The organism is Gluconacetobacter tumulisoli, assembly GCF_014174155.1.
In the GTDB taxonomy this organism is placed as follows: Bacteria; Pseudomonadota; Alphaproteobacteria; order Acetobacterales; family Acetobacteraceae; genus Gluconacetobacter; species Gluconacetobacter tumulisoli.
On record NZ_JABEQM010000016.1, the window covers coordinates 1 to 24,391 of the forward strand.

The following is a 24,391-nucleotide window of genomic DNA, read 5'->3' on the forward strand; positions in this document are numbered from 1 at the left end:
CCAACCGGGCCAAAGACATTAGCAAACCCAACCCCACCAGGCAAGTGCCTTTCGGCCCCGCCCCTGCGGTGAACAGCGATCTACACCCCACCCACACCACCGTCAACTGCGCGAAGACATAAAAACCAAAAAAAGCGACCGTCGCCGACCGGACCCCAGGAAAACCGCCATCTTCCCCGCCGTCGACAGAATGTCTCGGCGGCGAGGTCCGACCCGACACGCCGAACAGGTCTGGACATTCGGGGCATCTTTCATGTTTCCACCCCCAGGCACCATATGATGTGCCTCCCCCCGGGCACCGTCAGGACAGGTTTCTCGCTCATTGTCTGCTTTCACACCCCCTCCCCTCCCCCAAGCGACGCCAGCCCCCGGATCGCCGGATGCTTCTGCCGCGGACGGGGCGCCCCCGTTCGCCGGGGGCAGACATGGCCTGCGGCGGATCTTCCGCAATCTGGGTGTCCTGCTGGGGGGACGGGCGATCAATGCACCGCTCAGCCTGCTTCACGCCTCGCTCGCCATCCGGCTGCTGGGCGGATATGATTTCGGTCTTGTGGTCATGCTTTATGCGTTCGCACGCACGATCGGCGACCTGGTGGATTTCCAATCCTGGCAGACCTTGCTGCAATACGGCTTTCGCCCGCTGGCCGATGGCGACCTGCGGCAGTTCCATCGCGTACTCCGCTTCAGCCTCGCCCTCGACCTGATCGGCGGAGTTGCCGGCGTGACCATCGCCCTGGTCGCCAGCCTGACCTTGGGATCGACATTGGGCTGGCCGCCAGCTCTCCACCCGATCGGCTCGATCTACTGCCTTTCGACTATCTTCATGGCTGCGGCCACACCCACCGGTGTCCTGCGGATCCTGAACCGCTTCGACCTTCTGGCAGTGCAGGGCACCGCCGCGACGACCGTACGACTGGTGGGGACACTCGTCCTGCCTCTGGTCGGTGCCAGCTTCACCCACCTGGCCATCGCCTGGATGCTGGCCGAAGCTATATCCTGCGTCCTGCTGTTCGGGCTGGCATGGCGCGAATTGCGCAAGAAGGGTCTGACCCGCGATTTCTGGCGAACCACCCCCGACATACTCCCCGACCTGCTCCGCCGGAGAATCGGGCAGGATTTTCCCGGCATCTGGCGCTTCGCCTTCGTCACCAACGCCAATGCCACCCTATCCCTGGTGTTCAGCCACGCCACGACCCTGATCGTCGGCAGCCGCTTGGGTCCCACCAGCGCGGGCTATTACCGGATCGCCAGCCAGATGGCGGCGGGCATCGCCAAGCCCGGCACATTGATGCAGCAGACGCTTTACCCCGAGATGGCGGCCCTGTGGCGAGACCGGGCGATCGGACGGATGTATCGCCTGGCCCTGCATACCAGCCTGGCGGCAGGCGGGATCGGGTGCCTGCTGATCGCTCTGGCCTACTGGCTGGGCGCTCCTCTTCTGGCCCTGGTCATCGGCACCCACGATCGGGCCGCGGTGACGATCATGCTCTGGCTGCTGGGGGCCGAGGTCATCGCGATCTGCGGCCTGCCGCTGGAACCCCTGCTGATGACGACGCGGCGGGCCGGCGCGGTGATGATCTCGCGCTGCGTCGACATGGTCTTCTTCCTGCCGACCTTGCTGATTTTCATCCGCCTGTATGGCCTGAACGGGGTAGGCCCGGCGACAGTCGGCGGGATGCTGCTGCTGATCCTGCTGCAACTGGGGTTGGTGTTTCGCGCCCATGCCGCCATGACCCCGCCCGCCCCTGCCGAATCATAAGAACCGATGCGTATCGTCTTCCCCTATATCGCCCAGCCCCATCAGACCCTGCATTCGCTTCCGATCGCGCTGGAAATCGCCCGCCGCCATCCGGGCATCGCGGTGCATGTCGCCTGCCTGTCCCAGGAGCATGAGGATTATGCCCGGCACCTGGCGAGCTTCTATCCGGATTCATCGGTGACATTCGACCGGCTGCACCTGCCCACCTTGCTGCGCCACCATATGGACCGACGGGGACAGGACGTTCTGGTCAAAATGGGTGCGCTCTTTTATAACAAAAATTATTTCGCTGAATTTCAGGCCATTGTCGTACCTGAACGCACGTCGCTCTATCTTCGCAAGATGGGCGTACGCGCGCCGCGCCTGATCTGGACCCGCCACGGCGCCGGGGACAGGGCGATCGGCTTCGCGCAAGACGTACGGAATTTCGACTTCATCCTTATGGCGGGACGAAAATTGGAAAACCGCCTCCTGGCGCAGGGGGCCTTGCGCCCCGGCCATTACGTCGCCGGAATTTACGCCAAGTTCGACATGGTCCGCCTCCTGCACCAGCAGGCTCCGCCCCTGTTCCCGAATGGACGACCAACAGTTCTGTATAATCCGCATTTCAGCCCGAAGCTGTCCTCGTGGCATACGTTCGGGTTAAAGGTGTTGGATTACTTTGCCTCCCAGGATCAGTATAATCTTGTTTTCGCCCCGCACTACAGACTGTTCGACGCAAGGCGCGCCGAGGCTGCGGAACTCGTCCGCGCCTATGCGGGCGTACCCCATATGCGGATCGACCCCGGCAGTCCCCGGAGCATCGACATGACCTATACGATGGGGGCCGACCTCTATCTGGGTGACGTCAGCAGCCAGGTCGCCGAATTCCTGGTCACCCCCCGGCCATGCCTGTTCCTGGATGCGCACGCCACAGACTGGCGCGACAATCCGGACTACCGGTTCTGGACGCTGGGCAACGTCGTCACATCCACCACTTCACTCGGACAGTCCATCGACAGGGCATACACCATGCAGGCAGGTTTCCTTGAACGGCAAAAATCGTATATACGCGACACGTTCGGCCTCTCGGATGCCGGCCCCACCGCGCCTGTCGGCGCGGACGCCATCGTAGAATTTCTCCGGAAGGCCGGTCCATGACCGTCTTTCCCGCAATCGACACGCTCCAGGTGGAAGATTCGTTACCGGACATGACATGTCATCCGTCTCCGACAGATTCTGGCCAGGCGCGACGCCTGGGCGATTTTGCAACGTTTCCGGACGCGCTGGACTACGCCGCCCTTGGTGACGCCGGGTTCAACATCTACTCGGGACGCGGCCAATTGCTGGAGGCCCTGCCTTACCGTACGTTGCGCGCGCAGGCGCACGACGTCGCGCGTCGCCTGCTGGCCCGCGGCCTGCAGCCGGGTGATCGGGTCGCCATTGTCGCGGAAAGCGACGGCGACTTCGCCCGCACGTTCTTCGGCTGCCAGTATGCCGGACTGGTGCCGGCCCCCCTGCCCCTTCCGGTCGCATTCGGCGGGCGCGAGGGATATGTCGCCACCTTGCGTGGCATGATCGAGAGCGCCGGGGCCACGGCCGTCGTCATTCCCGACATCATCGCATCATGGACCGGCGACATCGTCGCGGGATTTGACCTGCGCTTCGCCGGCAGCCCGGCCGATCTGCTGGGCCTGCCGATCGGCGAGGCCGAACTGCCCGTCGTGTCGCCCGACGACCTGTCCTATCTCCAGTTTTCATCCGGCAGCACCCGCTTCCCGATGGGGGTTGCCGTCACCCAGAAATCCGGCATGGCCAATGCCCGCGCCATTGCCCGGGACGGGCTGAAAGTCCGCGAGACCGGCGATCGCTGCGTATCGTGGCTGCCGCTCTATCACGACATGGGGCTGGTGGGTTTCTTCCTGACGCCGGTGACCTGCCAGTTGACCGTGGACATGCTGCCTACCCGGGAATTCGCCCGGCGCCCACATGTCTGGCTGGACCTGATCAGCCGCAATCGTGGCACGATTTCCTACAGCCCCTCCTTCGGCTACGAACTATGCGCCCGGCGGGCCTCCTCCATTTCGCTCGACCTGTCCAGCTGGCGTGTCGCGGGTATCGGCGGCGACATGATCCGCCATCACATCCTGGAAGAATTCGCCGAGCGTTTCGCCGCCTCCGGCTTCGACAGCCATGCGTTCACCGCCAGCTACGGCATGGCGGAGGCCACTCTGGCCATCAGTTTCGTCCCGCTGGGCTCCGGCATCCAGACCGATACGGTCGATTTGCGGTTTCTCGAAACCCAGGGCATCGCACGGCCGTCGAACGACCCGTCCCATGCCCTGCGGACATTCGTCCGATGCGGGCAGGTCCTCGCAGAGCATGATCTGGAGGTCCGCGACCCGTCGGGACACCCGCTTCCCGACCGCAAGGTGGGTACGATCTTCGTACGCGGCCCCAGCCTGATGCGCGGCTATTTCAACCAGCCGCAGGACACCCTGCGCGTCCTGGACCGGGACGGATGGTTGAATACCGGCGACCTGGGCTACATGCTCGACGGACAGGTGGTCGTGACCGGGCGCGCCAAGGACCTGATCATCATCAACGGCCGCAATATCTGGCCGCAGGACCTGGAATGGTCGGCGGAGACCGAGATCGGCGCCCTGCGCAGCCGCGACGTCGCCGTCTTCTCGGTCGACCAGGAAAAGGGCGAGAAGGTCGTGGCGCTGATCCAGTGCCGGGCTTCGTCGCCCGAGGCGCGGGAACTGCTGCGCAACGAGGCCGCGAACCTGTTCCGCCGGCAGCACGGGGTGGACGTCTCGGTCATCCTGGTGCCGCCGCACACATTGCCCCAGACGTCGTCCGGCAAGCTGACGCGCGCACGGGCCAAGGCGATGCTGCTGTCGGGGGCATTCGACACCCTTACCGAGACCGCCTCGGTCGCCTGACCGGGTGGCCCCGGCGCACGCGATCCATACTGGTCAACGGACCGGATTTCGATCATAAGGGCGTCCTTCTTCCCAGGACAGGCGACGATGCGCTGCCTGCGCCGGGAATTGAGGCCGCCAGTTGTGACATGCGGGTCGCCCCGGGCCTTGCCATCGGGGAACGACCCGCAGAAGGATGCAAATACAATGAGTGAAACGGTTGCAGACGTCTCTGCCCTGATCGTCCAGACGCTGCTGGCGAACCCCAAGGTTCCCCGCGACATCAACGGCAGCAGCAAGATCGTCGAGGACCTGGCCTTCGATTCACTCGCCGTGATGAATTTCGTCATGGAAATCGAGGATTCGCTCGACGTATCCGTCCCCCTCGACCGTCTTGCCGATATCCGGACCATCGACGACCTGGCCGCCTGCATCGTGTCCCTGAAGCAGGCCTCCTGACCCATGTCGATCTTCAGCAAATACGACGGCCTGGCCCAATCGCTGGCCGCCGTGACGGCGGATGGCGGCCGCAATCCGTTCGCCGTCGTCATCGACCGTCCGCTCTCCTCGACCGTCGGCCTGATCGAGGGGCGCGAGACGCTGCTGTTCGGCACCAACAACTATCTGGGCCTCAGCCAGTCCGAAGCGGCGATCGAGGCTGCGATCGCCGCCGCGCGGACCCACGGCGTCGGCACCACCGGATCTCGGATCGCCAACGGCACGCAGGGTCTGCACCGCCAGTTGGAGGAGCGGATCGCCGCCTATTTCCAGCGCCGCCACTGCATGGTGTTCTCCACGGGATACCAGGCCAATCTGGGCATGATCTCGGCGCTGGCCGGCAAGGACGACTACCTGCTGCTGGACGCCGACAGCCACGCCAGCATCTATGACGGCAGCCGCCTGGGCCACGCGCAGGTCATCCGTTTCCGCCACAACGACCCCGAGGACCTGCGCAAGCGCCTGCGCCGCCTGGAGGGCACGCCCGGGGCCAAGCTGATCGTCGTCGAAGGCATCTATTCGATGATGGGCGACGTCGTCCCCATGGCTGAATTCGCCGCCGTGAAGCGGGAAGCCGGCGCCTGGCTGCTGGCGGACGAGGCCCATTCCTTCGGCGTGATGGGCGCGCACGGACGCGGCGTGGCCGAGGCCGACGGCGTCGAAGGCGATGTCGATTTCGTGGTCGGCACGTTCTCCAAGAGCCTCGGTACGGTGGGCGGATACTGCGTGTCCGACCATGACGGGCTGGACCTGATCCGGCTATGTTCGCGCCCCTACATGTTCACGGCGTCGCTGCCGCCCGAAATCATCGCGGCGACGATGGCGGCGCTGGATGAGATGGGGCGCCGTCCCGAACTGCGGCATACCCTGATGGACAATGCGCGTCGCCTGTATGCGGGATTGAATGCGGCCGGCCTGCGTACCGGCCCGCAGGCCAGCCCCGTCGTCTCGGTCATCCTGGACGAGGTGGATCAGGCCGTGCGTTTCTGGAACCGGCTTCTGGACCTGGGCGTCTACGTCAATCTCAGCCTGCCGCCCGCGACACCGGACCAGCATCCGCTGCTGCGAACCTCGGTCATGGCGACGCACACCCCGGCCCAGATCGACCGCGCGGTCGACATCTTCGCCACCGTGGCCCGCGAGTTCGACCTTATGCGCCCGGCGGCCGCGACCGCCTGAACACGCCGGCCCGCCGCAGGGTCAGCAGCAGCCACGGCAGGCAGATCAGGGGATGGCGCTCGGCAAAGGGCGTCAACGCAAGGTCGATCCCCGTGTGGCGCCTGATCTTCCACGCCACGTAACGTGCCCCGCCCGCGAACGTGAAAGCGGCCTTGGCCAGCCGGACGATGTTCAGGGGGCGCCCCAACGTATCGCGCAGGCGCCAACGCCGGAGCGCCCGGGCACGGACGCCGGTACGGACTTCGGGACGCAGGATGGTTCCCCGCTGGCTGAAGGACAGGCCCGACGCCGTCCAGGCCGCGATCAGCAGGTCCCGGTAGCGATCCCCCTGCCCCCCCAGCAGGCTGCGGGCGCGCCCCCTGGACTCGACCCGCAATTCGGCGCCGTAGGTCCGTCTGAGAAGCGCCTCCCAGTAGGTTTCGGCGGTTCCTTCCACCGGCCCCAGGCACGCCGCCCACCAGGCGGCCACCGCGACCGCACGCACCAGGCAGCGCAGGATGTCGTCGGCGGCAACGGAATCACGCACCCAGACCAGGCGGACCGGCTGGCAGAACCGGGCCCACAACGTGGTATCGACGGTGCGCTGTCCGGTCATGGCGCGAAACTGCGCGATGGTCACGATCGCGACCTTCGCCCGGATGGTCGCGCCATCGATGACCTGTTCGTGATATTCGACGTTCGGCGGCAGCAGGGCGTTCGCGACCTGCGCGGTCCGCCCGCGCGGCCAGTCGGACTGGCGTTCCACCACGACGTAGAAATCCAGGATCCCCTCGGGATCCGCCTGCCGGAGGGCGGACCCGTAGAACAGCACCCCCATGACCCGGGCCTGTCCGACCAGACGCGCGGCGAAGGCGGCGACGGATGGGCTGACCGGCTGGACCAGTTCGCCGGTCAGCAGGTGGGCCACCCGTCCAGCGGCCGCATCCTGGAACCGGACCGGCGTGTTCATGCCGTCCCCCGGATGAAATCGAAGGCCGGCCCGGCCGACAGGAATGTCTGCCCGTCGGGACCGGAATCGAAGATTTCGCCATCCAGCACGAAATCCTCGCCGATCCTGAGCGCCAGCCTGTCGGTCTGGCCGCGTTCATAGGCCGGACAGTCGTCCAGCCAGTCCGGCGACCGACCACGCAGGAGGCTCCAGGTCGCGGCAGCCAGGCGGGGCGGAAAGGCCGCGACATTCAGATAGGACATTCCCTCCGCCGCCGTCCGGGGGGCGAACGGCCACATCCGGCGTGGAAGACAATGCAGGGTGGTGGCAAGAAACAGGAAACAATCCTGCGTCCGCGCGGCCTCGTTTCCGACCGCCAGCGTGATCCTGTTGCCGCCCAGCCATTTCCGGCGCGTGGAGCGGAACGCCAGGCGCCCGATCGACGACGCGATCGCCACCCCGACCGCGATGTCATGGGAAAACCGGTCGATGGCGGGACGATGCGCAATGCCGACGCCCCGCGTGAAGGCCGCCGCCCCATGGAACATTCCCAGGGCCGCGGGGCGATCCGGATCGGACCAGCGGACCGCCAGCACCTCGCGCCGGACCGTGGCGCGCCGCAACCCGTCATCGCGGGCCAGGGCGCCCAGCCGGTCGAGCGCAGCCATCCCGCGCAGTCCAAAGCCGACATCGCTTGCGATCAGGTTGGTGTTGCCGGACGGCAGGACCGCCAGGGCAGGCAGCGCGTCGGCGGGGTAGTGACGATATATGGCGGACATGACTTCGCTGACGGTACCGTCCCCACCGTCGATCGCGATCGTCCGGACCTCACGCCGGGCCAGCTCCGCCACGGCATCCAGCACATGCTCGCGACCCGAAGGACGCACGAACAGCGGGCCAAGAAGCCGGGCCGCACTATTGCGGAACGTCCCGTCATCCTTGCCATTCCGCCGGCTGCGCGGATTGTGAATCAAGGCAAAACGTTCGGTCACGCGGTAGCGGTCCTTTTCCGGTTGTCATCCACTCGTCCGGCCATAAGCCGCGTTCCGAATGGTATTGCAAGGCAGGAAAACCGGGCCCTTCCCCTCGACAGAGCCGGTGGAAGGCGGCATGTCCGGACCCGGGCGACGGGACCCTGTACGCCACGGTCCGCCGTCCGCCCGGACCGCCACCCCGCGGAGGCCACCGTGACCGAGATCATACTCGCCCATCTGTCGGACCCGCACATTTCACATGACAAATTGTGTCTGCCGCCGGCGGCCCTGCTGAACAAGCGGGCGTTGAGCCACCTGTCATGGCGACGCAAACGCCGCTTCCTCCATGTCGGCGCGATGCTGGACAGGGTGGTGGCGGACCTGCGCGCCGCCGCCCCGGACGTTGTGGCCCTGACCGGCGACCTGACCAATCTGGGCCTGCCCGAGGAATGCCGGCAGGCGGCAGACTGGCTGCAGCGGAACATGCCCGCGCGAACGATCGTGATTCCCGGCAACCATGACATGCTTGTGTCCGAACGCTGGTCGGACACGCTCGGGCTATGGGCGCCGTGGATGGTCCCGGCCCCGGACGATTTTCCCTTCGTGCGGCGGATCGGGCCGCTGGCGCTGATCGGCGTGAATTCCGCGCGGCCAATGCCCTGGTTTTCCGCGGCGGGACGGATCGGACGCCCCCAGGCCGACCGCCTGGCCGCCATTCTGCGCGACACCGGCCGGGAGGGCCTGTGCCGCATCGTCCTGATCCATCACCCGCCCGTGGCGGGCATCGTGCCCCGCCGGAAGGCCCTGCTGGATCGTGCGCTGTTCGGCGACGCCATCGCCCGCGCGGGGGCGGAGCTGGTGCTGCACGGGCACTCCCATTTTTCGGGACTGTCTTCGCTGCCCGGCCCCCTGGCGCCCGTACCGGTCCTGGGGGTGGCATCGGCATCAATGCGGTCCGACCGGGCGGCGCGCGCGGCAGCATGGCAGCGGATCCGGATCACGACGACGGAACGCGATTTTCATATCGAAATCCGGCGGCGGATCTTCCGTCCCGACATCCCCATGCAGGAGCTTCCGCCGACGCTCTTCACCGCCTATCGCATCCGACCGCCGATTTGAGTATGTGTGGGCCGACATGACGCGCGCACCTTCTCTTCCGTCGTTCGTCCGGAAACTCGCCGCGGGGACGCTGGACCACTATCTGATCGCGCAGACCCTGCCCCCGTTCGCCCTGGCACTCGGCGTCGTGATGACGGCGCTGCTGCTGGAACGGCTGCTGGTCCTGTTCAACGTACTGGCGGCGGATGGCGGCACGCTGCGAACCTTCTTCGGCCTGCTGGCGGACCTGGTGCCGCATTATCTCGGCCTGGCGCTTCCGGCGGCGATCTGCGTCAGCGTGTTCTCGGTGGTCCGCAGGATGAGCCAGAACAACGAAATCGACGCCCTGATGGCCAGCGGCGTGTCCCTGTCGCGGATAGCGCGGCCGTTTGTCGCAATGGGGGTCATGCTCGGCCTGCTCAGCTTCCTGCTGTACGGGTTCATTCAACCATATGCCCGCTACAATTTCCGACATGGCCTATACTTGGCCAGCCATGCGGGCTGGGCGCCGCATCTGCAGGGGCGGATGTTCGCGACACCGTCCGGCGCCCTGATGCTGACCGCCGACCGGGTCGAGGGGGCGGGAACGCTGCTGTTCCATGTCTTCATCCGCGACAGGACCGGCGAACTGGAACGCGACATCACCGCCGATAGCGGGACGCTGCAGATGACGGACGACCGGTCGTCCGTCCGACTGGACCTCGCACATGGCGTGATCGTCACCGACCGCCATGACGACCGCCCCACCCTGACGACGTTCGACACGACGACCCGCATCCTCCAAAGCGATCATCACGGCGGCACCTTCCGCCATCGGGGAAACGACGAACGCGAACTGACGGTGCCGGAACTGCGCCAGGCCATCCGTCATCATGACCCGGCGATCCGCCGGTCCCATCTGGTGGCGGAACTGCATTTCCGCCTGGCCCGGGCCATGGCCATTCCGTTCATTCCGGTCCTGGCCTGCGCCCTGGCGGGCATGGCCAAGCGGCAGCGGCGGAACCTGGGCCTGCCGATCGCGGCCATCAGCCTTGTGGGCTTCGACCATGCGCTCCAGCTGGGCCTCAGCCTGGTCGCCAGCCGCGGCATGTCGCCCTGGCTGGTGATCTGGGGGCCGTTCGTCATCTTCTGCGGCGCCTGCGTATGGCTGCTCGTCCGGCGAAGCGGGACAGCCGGCGCGGGATGGTGGTCCCTGATGCGACGCTTCGCACGACGCGGACAGGCCGTGGCCGGTCCGGCGACGGACACCAGCCGATGACCCCTCCCCCTCTGCCGATCGGATCGAGTCGCGGGGTGCTGCTGCGCTACCTGTCGCGTGAACTGGTGTCGCGCGTGCTGGCGACCGGCCTGATCCTGGTCGCACTGATGGAGATCCTGGCGCTGCTGGAGCAGCTGACACCGATCCTGGACCGTCACCTGGGCGTCGGGGGCGTACTGTATTTCCTGGTGCTGCGCAGCCCCCTGCTGCTGGGCAGCGTCTTTCCGCTGGCGGTCCTGATCGGGGCACTGATCATGCTGGTGCAAATGACAACGGCGAACGAAATCGCGATCCTGCGCGCGGCCGGACTGTCGACCCACGCCCTGGTCCGGCTTCTCCTGCCCGGCGTCGTCGGGCTGGGCCTGGTCAGCGCCGTCATCGACGACCAGGTGACCCCCCGTGCCGAACTGGCGCTGGCACGCTGGTGGAACGCCACCGACCCGCATCCCGAATCCGGACGCGCGTTCTGGTTTCGGGCCGGCACGACGCTGATCGACGTCGGATACATCGCGGGGGGCGGCCGGATCGCCGGCAAGCTGGACCTGTATCGGCGCGATCCATCGGGACGGCTGACCAGCATCGTCCATATCGGGGACGCCCGTTTCGTCGACGGCGCATGGACGGGGGGCGACGGGCGGCAACTGACGATATCGCAGGCGACGGTGGACCCGGGCGCCTTCACCGCCCCGCCCGCCGAGGCCGGATGGCCGTCCGGGCTGCGTCCGGCGGACCTCGTGCGGCTGTCCATGGACAGCCCGCCGCTCGCCGCCTCGACGATGATCTCGATCCTGATGGACCGCGCGCCCTCCAGCCAGCCCCCCAGCTATTTTCGCACCGCATTGCTGGAACGCGCGCTGTTACCGCTGACATTCATCGTCATGCTATTATTGGCGGTGCCGGTGGTTTATATCCCGCCTCGTACCGGCGCGCGAAGCTGGCTTCCGGTCTGGTGTCTGGGCGCGGGCCTGCTGTTTATCGTCTTCCAGGGATTGATGCGGGCCCTGGGCAATGCCGGCACCCTGCCGGCCCTGGCCGCGACCCTTCCGGGCATCGCGATTTTCGCATTCGCAATCGGTGCCCTGATGTTGAGGATAGAAGAAAAATCATGAGCGGTACCCTGCGCAACGCGAATCTCCGGACGGGACGCAGCTTCGACCTGGGGAAAATGAACCTCCGGCAGCTCTGGATCGCCTACCTGACCTATCCGACCATCATCCTCTACATCGTCCTCGCCATCGCCAGCTTCGCGTTCCTGGTCCGGCATTTCCCCGGAATCGGACAGACACTCGTGGCCGCCGCCGCGGTCGTCGCGGTCTATCCCCTGGCATGGTACGCAATACACCGCTTCATCCTGCACGGGCGTTTCCTGTATCGGATGAAATGGACGGCCGGGCTGTGGAAGCGCATCCATTTCGATCATCATCAGGATCCGCATCTGCTGGACGTCCTGTTCGGCTCGCCGCTGAACACGATCCCGACGATTGCGATCATCACGATCCCCGTCGGCTACCTGATCGGCCATCTGGGGGGGGCCGCAGCGGCCTTCGGAACGGGGCTTGCGATCACCTGCATCTATGAATTCTTCCATTGCATCCAGCACCTGAACTACAAGCCCAGGATGCGCTGGATCCAGAAGATGAAGCAGCGGCATGTCCTGCATCATTTCCATGACGAGGACGGCAATTACGGCATCACCAGCTTCGTCGTCGACCGGATCTTCGGCAGTTATTACGTCGATGCGCGCGCCCGGCCCCGCAGCCCCAGCGTCTTCAACCTGGGGTATGACGTGGCGGAGGCCAACCGCTATCCCTGGGTGATGGACCTGACCGGCACCCCCCCGCGCGACCGGCCCGACGGCGCGTCGTCGAACAGGAACGCCGCGTGACGTCCGGCGGCACGCTGAACGTCCTGATCCTGGCGGGCACGCGCGCAGGGACACGCGACCCGATGGCCCAGGCCGCCGGCGTCTCGCACAAGGCGATCCTGCCCGTCGCCGGCCGGCCGATGATCGCCCGGGTCGTCGACGCGCTGTCGGCCGTCCCACGGATCGGCCGCATCGCGGTCAGCATCGAGGATCCGGACATCCTGACCGGCCTTCTGGATCGCCCTGTTACGATCCTGCCGCCGGCCCAGGGCCCCAGCGGCAGCGTAATGGAGGCGATCGGCACATTGGGCACGCCCCTGCTGGTCACGACGGCCGACCATGCGCTGCTGCGTCCGGAATGGATCGAATCGTTCCTGTCCGCCGCCGGCGACACCTGCGACGTCGCGGCCGGCATCGCGATGGAACGGGACATCCGCCGCGATGTCCCCGGCACGAAACGCACGATGATCCGCCTGGCCGACGGGGCGTTTTCAGGTTGCAACCTGTTCCTGTTCCGCACCCCGGCAGCGATCGGCGTCGTCCGGCTCTGGCAACGCCTGGAACAGGAGCGCAAGCGACCCGTCCGCATGGCCCGCCTGCTGGGGCCGGGGATCCTGCTGCGCTACCTGGTGGGACGCCTGACGCGCCAGGCCCTGTGTGCGCGGATCGAACGGCTGGCCGGCGCGTCCGCTCGCCTGGTCCCCTTGCCCGACGGACGCGCCGCCGTGGACGTGGACAAGCCGGCCGACCTCGATCTGGTACAATCGATCCTCGCGGCCGCCTGACCTGAACCATGCGTATCGCCTATGTCATCAACTCGCTGGAAGGGGGCGGCGCCGCCTTCCCTGTGCCTGACATTACCCGGGTGATGCGGCAGGAGGGGCATGAGGTCGAACTGTTCGCGCTGCTCCGCGGCGACGGACGCGCCCTGTCGGCCATCGAACGGACAGGTCTGAAGGTCCATATCCGCGACGGGGACAAAAGGGACCATGTCGCCGCCCTGCGCTGGCTGGACCGCCAGATGGGGGCCTATCGCCCCGACCTGCTGTGGACGTCGCTGACCCGCGCCACGGCGATGGGACAACTTGTCGGGTTGAAGCGGCGGATTTCCGTCGTCAGCTGGCAGCATAATGCAGGACTGAGCGAGGCCAATATCCGGCTTCTGCGGACGTTGCGGGGGCTGACGCGGCTGTGGGTCGCCGATTCGGGCTGCGTGCTGGATTTCGCCCGCCGCAGGCTGGGAATACCCGAGGATCGCCTCGCCTCCTGGCCGATTTTTCGAGCCAATCCCGAATTTCCGGTGGCCCGCCCCTGGCAGTCCGGCGACATCGTGCGAATCGGATCGCTGGGCCGCCTGCACCGGGCCAAGGGCTACGATGTCCTGTGCGCCGCCCTGGCGATCCTGAAGACCCACGGCACGCTCGCGCCGTTCGAGATCACCGTCTCGGGCGAAGGGGCGATGCGGCCGCAGCTGGAATCCCTGATCCGCGACAACCGCCTGACGACGCTTCGTCTGCCGGGGTTCAACGAACGCGTGCCGGACTTCCTGGCGGGGCAGCACCTGTACGTGCAGCCGTCGCGACGCGAAGGCCTGTGCATCGCCATGCATGAGGCCATGCAGGCCGGCCTGGGCGTCGTGGCATCGTCGGTCGGCGAAATGCCCTACACGATCGAGGAGGGTATCTCCGGCCATGTCGTGCCCCCCCAGGACCCGACGGCCCTGGCGCAGGCCCTGGCGGCGGTCCTGCACCATCCGGAGCGTCTCGCCGGCCTGGGACAGGCCGCCCGCACGCGGGTACTGACACGATTCGACCCGGCACGCTTCGACGCGGCGGGGCAGGCCATCCTCCAACGCATCGGCCGCCAGGTCACGTTCCCTCCCGCAGACTATTCCGCGGGATGAGGAACTGCGCCATGACGCGCAGGCCGGATCATGGCACGATCGGGACATGCCGTCCGACCTCGCGGAAAACCAGATCGTCATCCGACGCGCCATCCTGCATCTCTGCGGCCAGATGGGGTGGTCATCCCTGAACGAACTACCGCTGCCGGATGGACGGCGGGCGGATATCATGGCGTTGCGCCCGGACAACGGATTCGTCTGCATCGAGATCAAGTCCGGCCCGCGGGATTTCCTGACCGATGCCAAATGGCCCTGCTACCGCGAGTGGTGCGACCAGCTTTTCTTCGCCGTGGACCGGGATTTTCCGGTCGCCCTGCTACCCGACAGCGTCGGCCTGATGATCGTCGCCACCGATATGCGCCCCGCCGGATACGGGATCATCGCCGAATCGGCCATCATGCGGGAGGCGCCCGCATGTCCCCTGCCCTCCGCCCGGCGTCGAAAGCTGACCCATCTGTTCGCGATGCAGGCCGCCGGGCGGCTGGGCCGGCTGGACGATCCGGCCATCACCGCATCCCTGCGCGCCGCCCGGCGTATCGAGTAGACCAGCCAGGGCACATCGATCGCCGCCGCGCCGCATCACATGACATGGGGCGCGATGTACGCCATTCACCGATCGACAGTGCCAGCCATCCAGAAAAGGCCCCCCGATGTCAGACGCCATCCTGTGCCGGTTCGAAGCCGCCCGTTCCATCGTCCGGGACGCCGCCGACCTCGCCATGTCCATGCGTCCCGCCTCCGGCGGCCCCTCCGGTACCCAGAAGAGCGCCCAGGACTGGCTGACCGAGGCCGACGGGGCGGTGGAGGCCCTGATTTCCACCCGAATCGGCGCCTTGTTCCCCGAGGACGGTTTCCAGGGCGAGGAAGGGGGCCGGACCCGCACCGGCCGCCTGCGCTGGATCGTGGACCCGATCGACGGCACGTCGAATTTCGCGCGCGGGCGCAACCGCTGGTGCGTATCGCTCGGCCTTCTGGAAGATGACCTGCCCGTCGCGGGGATCATCCAGGCCCCGGCCCTGAACGAGACCTATACGGCGGTGCGCGGCCGGGGCGCATTCCTCAACGGCCGGCCGATCCATGCCTCGCCAGTCGACGACACGCGTTCTGCAATGATCGAGATGGGATGGAGCAGCCGCGTCCCCGCGGGCGTGTTCGAGGACAAGGTCGCGACGATTCTGCGGCTGGGCGCGATGCCCCGGTCCGGCGGGTCGGGCGCCCTCGCGCTGGCCGACGTAGCCTGCGGTCGCCTGGACGGTTACCTGGAAATGGTCATCAACATCTGGGACGTCGCGGCGGCCCTGGTCATCCTGGACGAGGCCGGGGCCCGGACCTCGCCATTCGTGCGTGACGGCGGGCTGGAACGCGGAATCACCATCCTTGCCGCCGCGCCGCGAATCGCGGACGATCTGGCGGCGGCGCTCGACGTTCCGCTCGGCTGACCCGCGGCCATCGTTACGACACAAAATTTCACCAGCATTCCCGCTCTGAAATCCATGCATGGATCGCGGAACAGGGATACGAAAGACGATCGCCCGGATCCATCGCGATGCGGGCTGCTGTCCCAGGCCAGGAGATAAGGGAGCATGCTTTTGCGAGACGGCCGATTCCAGTTGAAGCCGGCGGTGCTGGCGGCAGCCCTGCTGCTGCCCGCGGCCCCGGCCCTTGCCGCCGGCGAAAAGCAGCAGGCGCTGGTGGACCGCGCCACCCTGACCGTGCGCGACATGTTTTCGGGCGCGCGCTCGGACAGCAACATCACCCGCTACATGGCGCAGGCCCGCGCCGTGATGGTCTGCCCATCTATTTTCCGCATGTCGATCGGCTTTGGCGGATCCGGCGGAGGATGCGTCCTGCTGTCGCGCGACGCGCGGGGATCATGGTCCGACCCGGCATTCTTCAGCCTCAGTTCCGCCAATGTCGGCATCCAGCTGGGCATGCAGGATTCCCAGGTGATGTTCTTCGTCATGACCGACCGCGGCCTGCAGGCGCTGCTGGACAACCAGTTCCAGCTCGGCGCCGACGCGGCGGCGTCGTTCGCGACCATGGGATCGGGCATCGAAAGCGGTACGACCGGCCAGCGCAATACCGACATCATGGCCATCCAGAAATCGAAGGGCCTGTTCGCCGGCGCGGCGCTCGGGGGCTCGAAACTGTCGGTCAATAGCGGCGCCAACCGGTCCTATTACAACCAGATCGTCGGGCCGGAAGACATCGTGATTTCGATGCGGGTCAACAACCCGGGCGCCGACCCGCTGCGCAGCGCCCTGAGCGAAGTGCAGGCCCGGGCGGCGGCAGCCGGTCCCGCCTACAACGCGCCCGCCGCGCCGGCCTACGCGCAGCCTGGCTATCAGGACGGCGAGCCCGCGCAGGTCACCTCGGCGCCCGCCTCCGGCGCCATCAGCAGCCAGCCGCTCGCCCCGCCGCATTAGCGGCGGGCTGCCGGCGAGCGCCCCTTGCGGGCGGGGGCACGGCCAGCGCCCTGCCCGGGGCATTTACGGGGTCCGCTGGCTCCGATAGGCGCCCACGTTGCGATTATGCTCCGCCAGGCTGGCCGCAAACAGATGGCCGCCGGCACCATTCGCCACGAAATACAGCGCGTCGCCCGATGCGGGATGGGCTACCGCCTCCAGCGCCGCCCGACCTGGCGCGCAGATTGGACCCGCCGGCAGGCCAGGCAGAATATAGGTATTGTAGGGGGTCGGGGTTTCCAGGTCCGTGCGGGTCAGGGCGTGGCCAAGCGGGCCCGCCCCCTGGTTGAGTCCGTAGACCACCGTCGGATCGGATTGCAGCCGCATGCCGCGTTGCAGCCGGTTGATGAAGACCCGTGCCACCATTGGCCGCTCTGACGCAATGGCGGTCTCGTGCTCCACCATCGATGCCAGGATCAGCAGCGTGCGCCGATCGCGAATTTCGGGTACCGGGTCACGCTGGCGCCAGACCGCGTCCAGCGTCGCCGTCATCGCCGCCTGCATTCGTGACAGCAGCACCGCACGCGGCGTGCCCCATTCGTAATCGTAGGTCTGCGGCAGGACGTCGCCTTCCGGCGGCGCGGCAACGGACCCGGTCAGGACCGGCGCCCGGTCGATGATGTCCGCGACCTGGATCGCCGACAGGCCTTCGGGCACCGTGATCCGGTGCAGCACCGGCCGGCCATGGCGCAGGACGAACAGCGCGTCGCGGATCGATCCATGGGCCGGGAATTCCAGTTCCGCCGCGTGCAGGACCCCGTCCTTGCGCGTCAGGCGAACCGCCACGCGGAAGACCAGGGCCACGATGTCCCCGCTCTCCACGACCCCTGCATGCTGAAGGGTGGAAATGGTGCCGCCCAGGCTCCCGCGCGGCACGACCACCGCACGGACAGTCGGCAACGGGCCGGGGGCACGATAGAGCCACCATCCCCAACCCGTCAGGCCACCCGCCGCCACGCCCAGAAACACCAGCAGGGCCGCAAACGATTTCAGCAGCCTGCCCATCTAACGGATGGCTGGTCAGACGCGACGCAGGATGATGCTGGCGTTGGTCCCGCCAAAACCGAAGCTGTTCGACAGGGCGACGTCGATCTTGCGACGTTGCGCCTCATGCGCCACGCGGTCGATCGCGCTTTCGCGGGACGGATTGTCCAAATTCAGCGTCGGCGGCGCAACATTGTCGCGGATGGCGAGAATCGAGAAGATCGCCTCCACCGCGCCCGCCGCGCCCAGAAGATGTCCGATGGCGGACTTGGTCGAGGACATGGCCACCGCGCCGGCGGCGTCGCCGAACAGGCGCTCCACGGCTTCCAGTTCCAGGTCATCGGCCATGGTCGAGGTGCCGTGGGCGTTGACATAGCCGATGTCGGTGACATCGATGCCGGCGCTGCGAACCGCCGCCTGCATTGCCCGATAGGCACCCTCGTGCCCCTCGGCGGGGGCGGTAATGTGATAGGCGTCGCCGGACATGCCGTACCCGACGACCTCGCCGTAGATCTTGGCGCCGCGCGCCTTGGCGTGCTCGTATTCCTCGAGCACGACGATCCCGGCCCCCTCGCCCATGACGAAGCCGTCACGGTCACGGTCCCAGGGACGGGACGCCTTTTCCGGGGTGTCATTGAAGGCGGTGGACAGCGCACGCGCCGAACTGAACCCCGCGATACCCAGCGGGCAGACTGCGGCCTCGGCGCCGCCGGCGACCATCACGTCGGCATCACCCAGCATGATCAGGCGCGAGGCATCGCCGATCGCATGCACGCCGGTGGCGCAGGCGGTCACGACCGAATGATTCGGCCCCTTGAATCCGTATTTGATCGAGACGTGGCCGGAGACCAGGTTGATCAGCGCCGACGGAATGAAGAACGGCGACAGGCGGCGCGCACGCCCCTCGTGCACCGTGATCGACGCGTCATAGATCGTCTGCAGGCCACCGATGCCCGATCCGATCATGACGCCGGTCCGGCAACGTTCTTCCTCGGTTTCCGGCTTCCAGCCGGAATCCTCGACCGCCTCGGTCGCCGCCACCAGGCCCAGATGGATGAAGCGATCCATCTTCTTCTGGTCCTTGACCGGCACCCAGTCGGACAGGGTCAGGCCGCCGGTGCCTGTCGGCCCGGCGGGAACCTCGCCCGCGACATGCGCGGGCAGGTCGGACGGATCGAACGAGGAAATCCGGCCGAAGCCGTTTTCCCCGGCCACGAGACGCGACCAGTTATGTTCGAGCCCGAGCCCGAGCGGGCTGACAATGCCCATACCGGTGACAACAACGCGTCGACGTTCCGACGCCACTCCGGCAGACTGTATCAACCCGCTCCGCTCCCTGATCACGAAAATCGTTTTTTCGGCAAGACCGACTTCAGGCGGCCTTCTGCTTCTCGATATAGTCGATCGCGTCCTTCACGGTGGCGATCTTTTCGGCCGCGTCTTCCGGGATCTCGACGCTGAACGCCTCTTCGAACGCCATCACCAGCTCGACCGTGTCCAGGCTGTCCGCCCCGAGATCGTCGATGAAGGAGGCTTCCGGCGTGACCTTGCTTTCCTCGACACCGAGGTGTTCGACCACGATCTTCTTAACCTTGTCGGCGATTTCGCTCATCTGTCTTCGCTTCCTGTGTGCCCCAAAGAAACGGGCGGTTCGAAATTCATTCGTCCTGTCTGACGTCCCGCAAACCGGAACCGCCGGAACACGTCCAGCCCGCTTCGGACGAAGCAGCGGGCGATTAGCATGGTTTTCAGGTCATCGCCAAGGCAGGGATCGCATTTCCGACATAATCCGTTGCCCCGACCCTGGATGAAGCCGGAAAAATCGCATCGTTTTCGGCCATATCCCCGCGGGCGTCCAGAGGATTCGATACCCGGCCGTCAGGGCATCGCCATTCCGCCGTTGACGTTCAGGGTCGTGCCGGTGATCCACCCCGCCTCGTTGGAGACAAGATAGGCCACGGCGGCGGCAATGTCGTCCGGCTGACCCATACGACCCAGCGGGATGCCGGCCAGCAGCTTTTCGCGCTGCGCCTCGGCCAGGACGTCGGTCATGGCCGTCTGGACAAAGCCCGGCGCCACGACATTGACCGTCACCCCGCGCGCGCCGGCTTCCTGCGCCAGGGACTTGCTCATGCCGATCATGCCGGCCTTGGCCGCTGAATAATTGGCCTGGCCGGCATTGCCGGTGATCCCCACGATCGACGCGATGCTGACGATGCGGCCGGCGCGACGGCGCAGCATGCCCTTCAGCGCGGCGCGGCACAGGCGGAAGGGGGCCGCAAGATCGACCTCCATCACGCGGTTCCAGTCCTCATCCTTCATGCGGATCGCCAGCCCGTCACGCGTCAGCCCGGCATTGTTGACCAGGATATCCAGCGGGGCGCCGGCCGCGGCCTCGGCCGCGGCGACCAGCGCGTCGGCGGCGGCCGGGTCCGACAGGTCGGCCGGGCAGACGTGCGCCCGCGCCCCGTCCGGCGCGATCTGTGCCGCCACGCTGTCCAGCACCGCCTGGCGCGTCCCGGACAGGATCACGGTCGCCCCCTGCCCGTGCAGGGTCCGCGCGATCGCGGCACCGATTCCCCCCGACGCGCCGGTAACCAGCGCGATCTTGCCATCCAACCTGAACATCAGCCCGTCCTTGTTCGTCATAACGTCTGTCACAGCGCGGCCAGGAACGCCTCGATGTCGGCTGGCGTGCCGACCGACCGCGTCGCGACGGTGCCGTCGATCCGCCGGACCAGCCCGGACAGGACCTTGCCGGCCCCCAGTTCGACGAAGCTGTCCACCCCCATCGCCACCATCGCCTCGACGCTCTCGCGCCAGCGCACGGTACCAGTTACCTGCCGTACCAGAAGGTCGCGAATTGCCTGCGGGTCGGTCACTTTCGCGGCGGAGACATTCGCCACCACCGGCACCACCGGCGCCGCGATCCCGGCACGGTCCAGCGCCTCGGCCATCGCGTCGGCGGCCGGCGCCATCAGCGAACAATGGAACGGCGCCGACACCGGCAGCAGGACCGCACGCTTCACGCCCCGCCCCCTGGCGATGCCGATCGCGCGTTCCACCGCCGCGATCCGGCCGGAAATCACGATCTGGCCACCGCCATTGTCGTTGGCGACCTCGATCGTCTCCGTCCGCTCCGGCTGGCCCTCGACCCGCAGGATCGCGGCCTCGGCGCAAATGTCGCGGGCCTGGTCCAGATCGACGCCGATCAGTGCCGCCATACCGCCTTCGCCGGCAGGGACTGCCTTCTGCATCGCCTCGCCGCGCACGCGCAGCAGGCGCGCGGTCTGGGCGACACCCATCGCCCCCGCCGCCGCCAGCGCGGAATATTCGCCCAGCGAATGGCCGGCAACCAGCGCCGCGGTCCGCTTCAGGTCGATGCCGCCTTCCTTTTCCAACACCCGCAGCACCGCCAGCGAGACCGCCATCAGGGCCGGCTGCGTGTTCTCGGTCCGCGTCAGTTCGTCCATCGGCCCATCGAACATCAGCGTCGACAGGCGCTGGCCCAGCGCGTCGTCCACCTCCTCGAACACTTCGCGCGCCGGGGCGAAGGCTTCCGCGAGCTCACGTCCCATCCCGACGGACTGGCTTCCCTGACCGGGGAATATGAAGGCGTGAACAGACATGGCGTCCTCGTGCTCCGGATGTTTCGTCTTCTGGTTTGGGGGACATGGCGGCAGGAGGCCGGACCTGTCAATCGCCCTGGTCACCCGGCCGCGCCGCGACCCGCGCCGACACCCGCTGCCGCAGCAGCAGCATCGCATCCCACGGCACCGCCGGGATCTCGCGCAGGCGCCAGAACCAGCGGCGGGACCAGCGGCGCGCAGCGGGCACGCGCGGCGGAGGCACCCGCGCCACCCGCCACCCCGCCAGACGCATCAGGACCAGGCAACGCGGCAGGTGATAGGCGCTGCTGGCCACCGCGACGGGACCGCGATACCCACGCCCCCGCAGCAGGGCAGAACAGGCCAGGACCGAATCCAGCGTGTCCAGCGCCGTATCCTCGGCCAGGATCGACGCATCGGGGATACCGGCCTCGCGCAGCAGGCGGACCATGATCGCGGCCTCGGCGGGCCGGCCATCCGGGCTGCCGCCGGTGGGAATGAACAGCGCCGATGGGATGGAGCGCGCATAGGCAATCGCGGCCTCGACCCGCCGGCGCAGGGTCGCGGTCGGCGTGCCGTCAGGGCGGACACGCGCCCCGAAGATCACGATCGGTTGCAGGCCGGACGGCTGCAAATCGGGCGGTCGCAGGCCGGGCATCAGGCCGGCGCGCGCAGCAATACCCGGTTCAGCCCCGACAGCGTGGTGAACATCGTCCGCCAGATCGTCGCGAACCGTTCGGCCGAGACACCCCGCCCATCCATGATCGTCGCCAGGTCGCCCACCGTGCGCTCGCCATCGATCAGGGGCAGCAGGCCCCGGGTCTGCGGGGGGACGGGTACCGCGACGGACAGCGTCCCGAATGCGAAGGGCAAGCGGTCGTCGGGCTGCATCTGCCGCGCCAACTCGACGCCCGGAATTTCACGCATCACCGGGACCGATCGCGGATCCATCGGATCGGCGACCTGCACGTCGTCGCTCATCCGGCGCACATAGGCCACATGCGTCGCCATGTTACCCGCCAGCGCCTCGGCCACCGCCGCACGCTCGCGCTCCGGCAGGGCGGCGATACGCGCCCGCAGCCTGGGGTCGGGCAACAGCAGCGCGGGATCGTAGCGCATCGGCTCCATCAGGCAGGTGGCCCGCAGGCCGGCCCTGTCCAGCAGCCCGAACAGCCCCGCGACGTCATAGGCCCGGTCGCGCGGATTCAGCAGCAGGTCGTACAGCCCCGCATCGCCGCCCGTCAGGTGATCGCCGAAATTTCCATTCTGCCGCAGCCATGCCGTCTGCGGCAGATGACGCATCACCCGCCGCGCCACATCCAGCCGTTCCGGCGGCGACTCGTCGTACGGGGCCAGCCGGGCCAGCGCCTCCTGCAGCATGTAGACGCCGGTACGGCCGTACGGCGCATAGACCATCAGGCCCATTCCCCCGTCGGGGGCCAGCGCCTCCACCAGACCCGCCAGCGCCGCGTCCGGATCGGGCAGATGATGCAGCACGCCGCAGCAATCGATGTAATCGAACGGCCCGGGGGCGAGGTCGCGCAGGTCGTCGAGCGATCCCGGCACGAACCGCATGTTGTCCAGCCCCCGCACCGCCGCCCGCGCCCGGGCAATGGCCAGCGCGCGTTCCGAACGATCCAGGCAGACGACCTCGCCGGGCCGGCCCGCGCGCGACAGGTGGGTGGCCAGCATGATGGCCCCATCGCCGGTACCGCACCCCGCCACCAGCGCACGCAGGGGCCGCGACCGTGGACGGGTGGCGCCGAACACCCAATAATCGATTTCCCGCAGATGGCTGGGACTGCCGATCAGCAGCCGCCGCGTCTCGTCCGCCGGATCCCGCCCGGGATAGGGAAAATATTCATATTGCGCGGCCAGTCCGGCATCGCGGCTATCATACCCGGCCATCACGCCAATCCCGCCCCATGGATTCGCCCATAACACGCCTCGCCATTCCCCGAATGGCCGGTTTGAAACCCGCCCTGTCGCGCGAGAGCGCCGCACAACGGTACGCCCGGCATGTGGTTCCGCGCATCCGCGCAGAGCACGGGAAACGCGCGCCGGATCGCCGACAGGGCGAATTTCAAACCAGCCTCTAGCGGGGCAGCAGCTTGCCGCGCTGCCAGGCCTCGGCAGCCTCGTCCGCACTCATGCCCTCGCACCGCATGGCGTAATCCAGCGCGCTGACGACCTTGTTACCAAGCGTCAGTTCATCCAGTTCGTCCAGCAGATCGGAATCCAGTTCGTCCCGCGCCCCCGGCCGCAACAGCAGTCGGGCCTGCTGGTCGCTGCCCAACCCCGCCTTGGGGTCGTCCAGCAGGCGCAGCCGCCCGCCATGATGCAGGAAATGGGGCTGCCACAACGGCAGGATCGCGGCCTCATCCGCCTCGATCGCGTGGGCGGCGTGCAGGAAGGCCTCCTCGTCGGGACGCGCCTCGATCGTGAAACCGCATTCCGTCAGCCCGTAGGTCGCCACGCAGTGCCGCACCCGCTCCAGCACCGAGGCCGGAGTCACGATATTGCGACCGACCGCGCCCTCGTCCCCCGCCAAGTCGGCGATCGACGTGATGTGCCCGGCGGCCCCGGCCGGCAGCGCCCAGCCGAAGGACGGCTTGTACAGCAGGCCGAAAACCTCCATCCCCAGCGTGGCGGCGTTCCAGTCGGCGTCGACGTCCGGCAGCCATGCCGATACGAACAGATCGATCGCGCCGGCCGTCATCCGGGCGGACAGCTCCTCCCGGCTTCCGGTGACATATTCGACCTCCAGTTCGTAGGCTTCCAGCACGCGAACCACGGCGGCCGCCGCGGCTTCGTGCAGGATGGAATCCGGATGGCCCAGCGTCACCGTCGTCATGTCACCTCTCCCCCACTCTCGGGAGCGTTCCAGCAGCTAGGACCCGTTTGCGCAAGGGCCGGCACGGCAAAAAGGCCGACCGGCATACCCCCTGTCCGCTGGACGCGATTCCG

Annotated in this window: 24 protein-coding genes; 14 read left to right on the forward strand and 10 right to left on the reverse strand. The window is 67.4% G+C overall.

Annotated elements, in window-relative coordinates; genetic code table 11:
• Window positions 1-322: 322 nt before the first annotated feature.
• From HLH28_RS15505 to spt, 5 genes are all read left to right on the forward strand, one after another.
• Complete coding sequence (locus HLH28_RS15505) at window positions 323-1,759, forward strand: lipopolysaccharide biosynthesis protein (protein WP_182960843.1); 1,437 nt, start codon at window positions 323-325, stop codon at window positions 1,757-1,759.
• A gap of 6 nt (window positions 1,760-1,765) precedes the next feature.
• The gene (locus HLH28_RS15510; RefSeq protein ID WP_182960845.1) at window positions 1,766-2,899 is read left to right on the forward strand and encodes a sensor domain-containing protein; all 1,134 of its coding nucleotides are present in this window, start codon (window positions 1,766-1,768) and stop codon (window positions 2,897-2,899) included.
• A 50-nt stretch (window positions 2,900-2,949) separates the two neighbouring features.
• Window positions 2,950-4,686 carry a fatty acyl-AMP ligase gene (locus tag HLH28_RS15515; protein WP_182960948.1) on the forward strand — a complete coding sequence of 579 codons (1,737 nt, stop codon included), beginning with the start codon at window positions 2,950-2,952 and terminating at the stop codon, window positions 4,684-4,686.
• A gap of 186 nt (window positions 4,687-4,872) precedes the next feature.
• Window positions 4,873-5,124: an acyl carrier protein gene (locus tag HLH28_RS15520; protein WP_182960847.1), complete on the forward strand. Its 252-nt coding sequence runs from the start codon at window positions 4,873-4,875 to the stop codon at window positions 5,122-5,124.
• 3 nt (window positions 5,125-5,127) lie between these two features.
• Window positions 5,128-6,342: a serine palmitoyltransferase gene (gene spt / locus HLH28_RS15525; protein ID WP_182960849.1), complete on the forward strand. Its 1,215-nt coding sequence runs from the start codon at window positions 5,128-5,130 to the stop codon at window positions 6,340-6,342.
• Here spt and HLH28_RS15530 read toward each other — a convergent pair.
• Together HLH28_RS15530 and HLH28_RS15535 are read right to left on the reverse strand one after the other, a co-directional pair.
• Complete coding sequence (locus tag HLH28_RS15530) at window positions 6,314-7,291, reverse strand: hypothetical protein (protein ID WP_182960852.1); 978 nt, start codon at window positions 7,289-7,291, stop codon at window positions 6,314-6,316. The two genes, spt and HLH28_RS15530, sit on opposite strands and share 29 nt — an antisense overlap.
• Window positions 7,288-8,262 (reverse strand): diacylglycerol kinase family protein, encoded by a 975-nt coding sequence (locus HLH28_RS15535; RefSeq protein ID WP_182960854.1) that lies wholly within the window; start codon window positions 8,260-8,262, stop codon window positions 7,288-7,290. The genes HLH28_RS15530 and HLH28_RS15535 overlap by 4 nt, the downstream gene beginning before the upstream one ends.
• 195 nt (window positions 8,263-8,457) lie before the next feature.
• Between HLH28_RS15535 and HLH28_RS15540 the strand changes: the two genes are divergently transcribed.
• From HLH28_RS15540 to HLH28_RS15580, 9 genes are all read left to right on the forward strand, one after another.
• A complete protein-coding gene (locus HLH28_RS15540; protein ID WP_182960856.1) occupies window positions 8,458-9,363 on the forward strand; it encodes a metallophosphoesterase in 906 nt (301 codons plus the stop codon).
• A 16-nt stretch (window positions 9,364-9,379) separates the two neighbouring features.
• On the forward strand, window positions 9,380-10,600 hold the full coding sequence (locus tag HLH28_RS15545; protein ID WP_182960858.1) for an LptF/LptG family permease: 1,221 nt from the start codon (window positions 9,380-9,382) through the stop codon (window positions 10,598-10,600).
• Window positions 10,597-11,709, forward strand: coding sequence for an LptF/LptG family permease (locus HLH28_RS15550; protein ID WP_182960860.1), 1,113 nt, complete (start codon window positions 10,597-10,599; stop codon window positions 11,707-11,709). Before HLH28_RS15545 ends, HLH28_RS15550 begins: the two co-directional genes overlap by 4 nt.
• A complete protein-coding gene (locus HLH28_RS15555; protein WP_182960862.1) occupies window positions 11,706-12,485 on the forward strand; it encodes a sterol desaturase family protein in 780 nt (259 codons plus the stop codon). Before HLH28_RS15550 ends, HLH28_RS15555 begins: the two co-directional genes overlap by 4 nt.
• On the forward strand, window positions 12,482-13,249 hold the full coding sequence (locus tag HLH28_RS15560; protein ID WP_182960864.1) for an NTP transferase domain-containing protein: 768 nt from the start codon (window positions 12,482-12,484) through the stop codon (window positions 13,247-13,249). The genes HLH28_RS15555 and HLH28_RS15560 overlap by 4 nt, the downstream gene beginning before the upstream one ends.
• A gap of 8 nt (window positions 13,250-13,257) precedes the next feature.
• Complete coding sequence (locus HLH28_RS15565) at window positions 13,258-14,367, forward strand: glycosyltransferase family 4 protein (RefSeq protein ID WP_182960866.1); 1,110 nt, start codon at window positions 13,258-13,260, stop codon at window positions 14,365-14,367.
• Window positions 14,368-14,413: 46 nt separating this feature from the next.
• Window positions 14,414-14,911, forward strand: coding sequence for an MmcB family DNA repair protein (locus HLH28_RS15570; protein WP_182960868.1), 498 nt, complete (start codon window positions 14,414-14,416; stop codon window positions 14,909-14,911).
• Window positions 14,912-15,017: 106 nt separating this feature from the next.
• A complete protein-coding gene (locus HLH28_RS15575) occupies window positions 15,018-15,806 on the forward strand; it encodes an inositol monophosphatase family protein (protein ID WP_182960870.1) in 789 nt (262 codons plus the stop codon).
• A 144-nt stretch (window positions 15,807-15,950) separates the two neighbouring features.
• On the forward strand, window positions 15,951-16,793 hold the full coding sequence (locus HLH28_RS15580) for a lipid-binding SYLF domain-containing protein (protein ID WP_182960872.1): 843 nt from the start codon (window positions 15,951-15,953) through the stop codon (window positions 16,791-16,793).
• A gap of 63 nt (window positions 16,794-16,856) precedes the next feature.
• Here HLH28_RS15580 and mltG read toward each other — a convergent pair whose 3' ends face one another.
• From mltG to HLH28_RS15620, 8 genes are all read right to left on the reverse strand, one after another.
• Window positions 16,857-17,837 carry an endolytic transglycosylase MltG gene (gene mltG / locus HLH28_RS15585; protein WP_182960874.1) on the reverse strand — a complete coding sequence of 327 codons (981 nt, stop codon included), beginning with the start codon at window positions 17,835-17,837 and terminating at the stop codon, window positions 16,857-16,859.
• Window positions 17,838-17,852: 15 nt separating this feature from the next.
• The gene (gene fabF / locus HLH28_RS15590; RefSeq protein ID WP_182960876.1) at window positions 17,853-19,139 is read right to left on the reverse strand and encodes a beta-ketoacyl-ACP synthase II; all 1,287 of its coding nucleotides are present in this window, start codon (window positions 19,137-19,139) and stop codon (window positions 17,853-17,855) included.
• Window positions 19,140-19,188: 49 nt separating this feature from the next.
• Window positions 19,189-19,428, reverse strand: coding sequence for an acyl carrier protein (locus tag HLH28_RS15595; protein ID WP_012227163.1), 240 nt, complete (start codon window positions 19,426-19,428; stop codon window positions 19,189-19,191).
• A 266-nt stretch (window positions 19,429-19,694) separates the two neighbouring features.
• Window positions 19,695-20,444 (reverse strand): 3-oxoacyl-[acyl-carrier-protein] reductase, encoded by a 750-nt coding sequence (fabG, locus tag HLH28_RS15600; protein ID WP_182960878.1) that lies wholly within the window; start codon window positions 20,442-20,444, stop codon window positions 19,695-19,697.
• Between the two features lie 29 nt (window positions 20,445-20,473).
• A complete protein-coding gene (fabD, locus tag HLH28_RS15605) occupies window positions 20,474-21,445 on the reverse strand; it encodes an ACP S-malonyltransferase (RefSeq protein ID WP_182960880.1) in 972 nt (323 codons plus the stop codon).
• A gap of 67 nt (window positions 21,446-21,512) precedes the next feature.
• Window positions 21,513-22,082: a YdcF family protein gene (locus tag HLH28_RS15610; protein ID WP_182960882.1), complete on the reverse strand. Its 570-nt coding sequence runs from the start codon at window positions 22,080-22,082 to the stop codon at window positions 21,513-21,515.
• Complete coding sequence (locus HLH28_RS15615) at window positions 22,082-23,332, reverse strand: class I SAM-dependent methyltransferase (RefSeq protein WP_182960884.1); 1,251 nt, start codon at window positions 23,330-23,332, stop codon at window positions 22,082-22,084. Before HLH28_RS15615 ends, HLH28_RS15610 begins: the two co-directional genes overlap by 1 nt.
• 187 nt (window positions 23,333-23,519) lie before the next feature.
• A complete protein-coding gene (locus HLH28_RS15620; RefSeq protein ID WP_182960886.1) occupies window positions 23,520-24,278 on the reverse strand; it encodes a glycine betaine ABC transporter substrate-binding protein in 759 nt (252 codons plus the stop codon).
• Window positions 24,279-24,391: the final 113 nt, after the last annotated feature.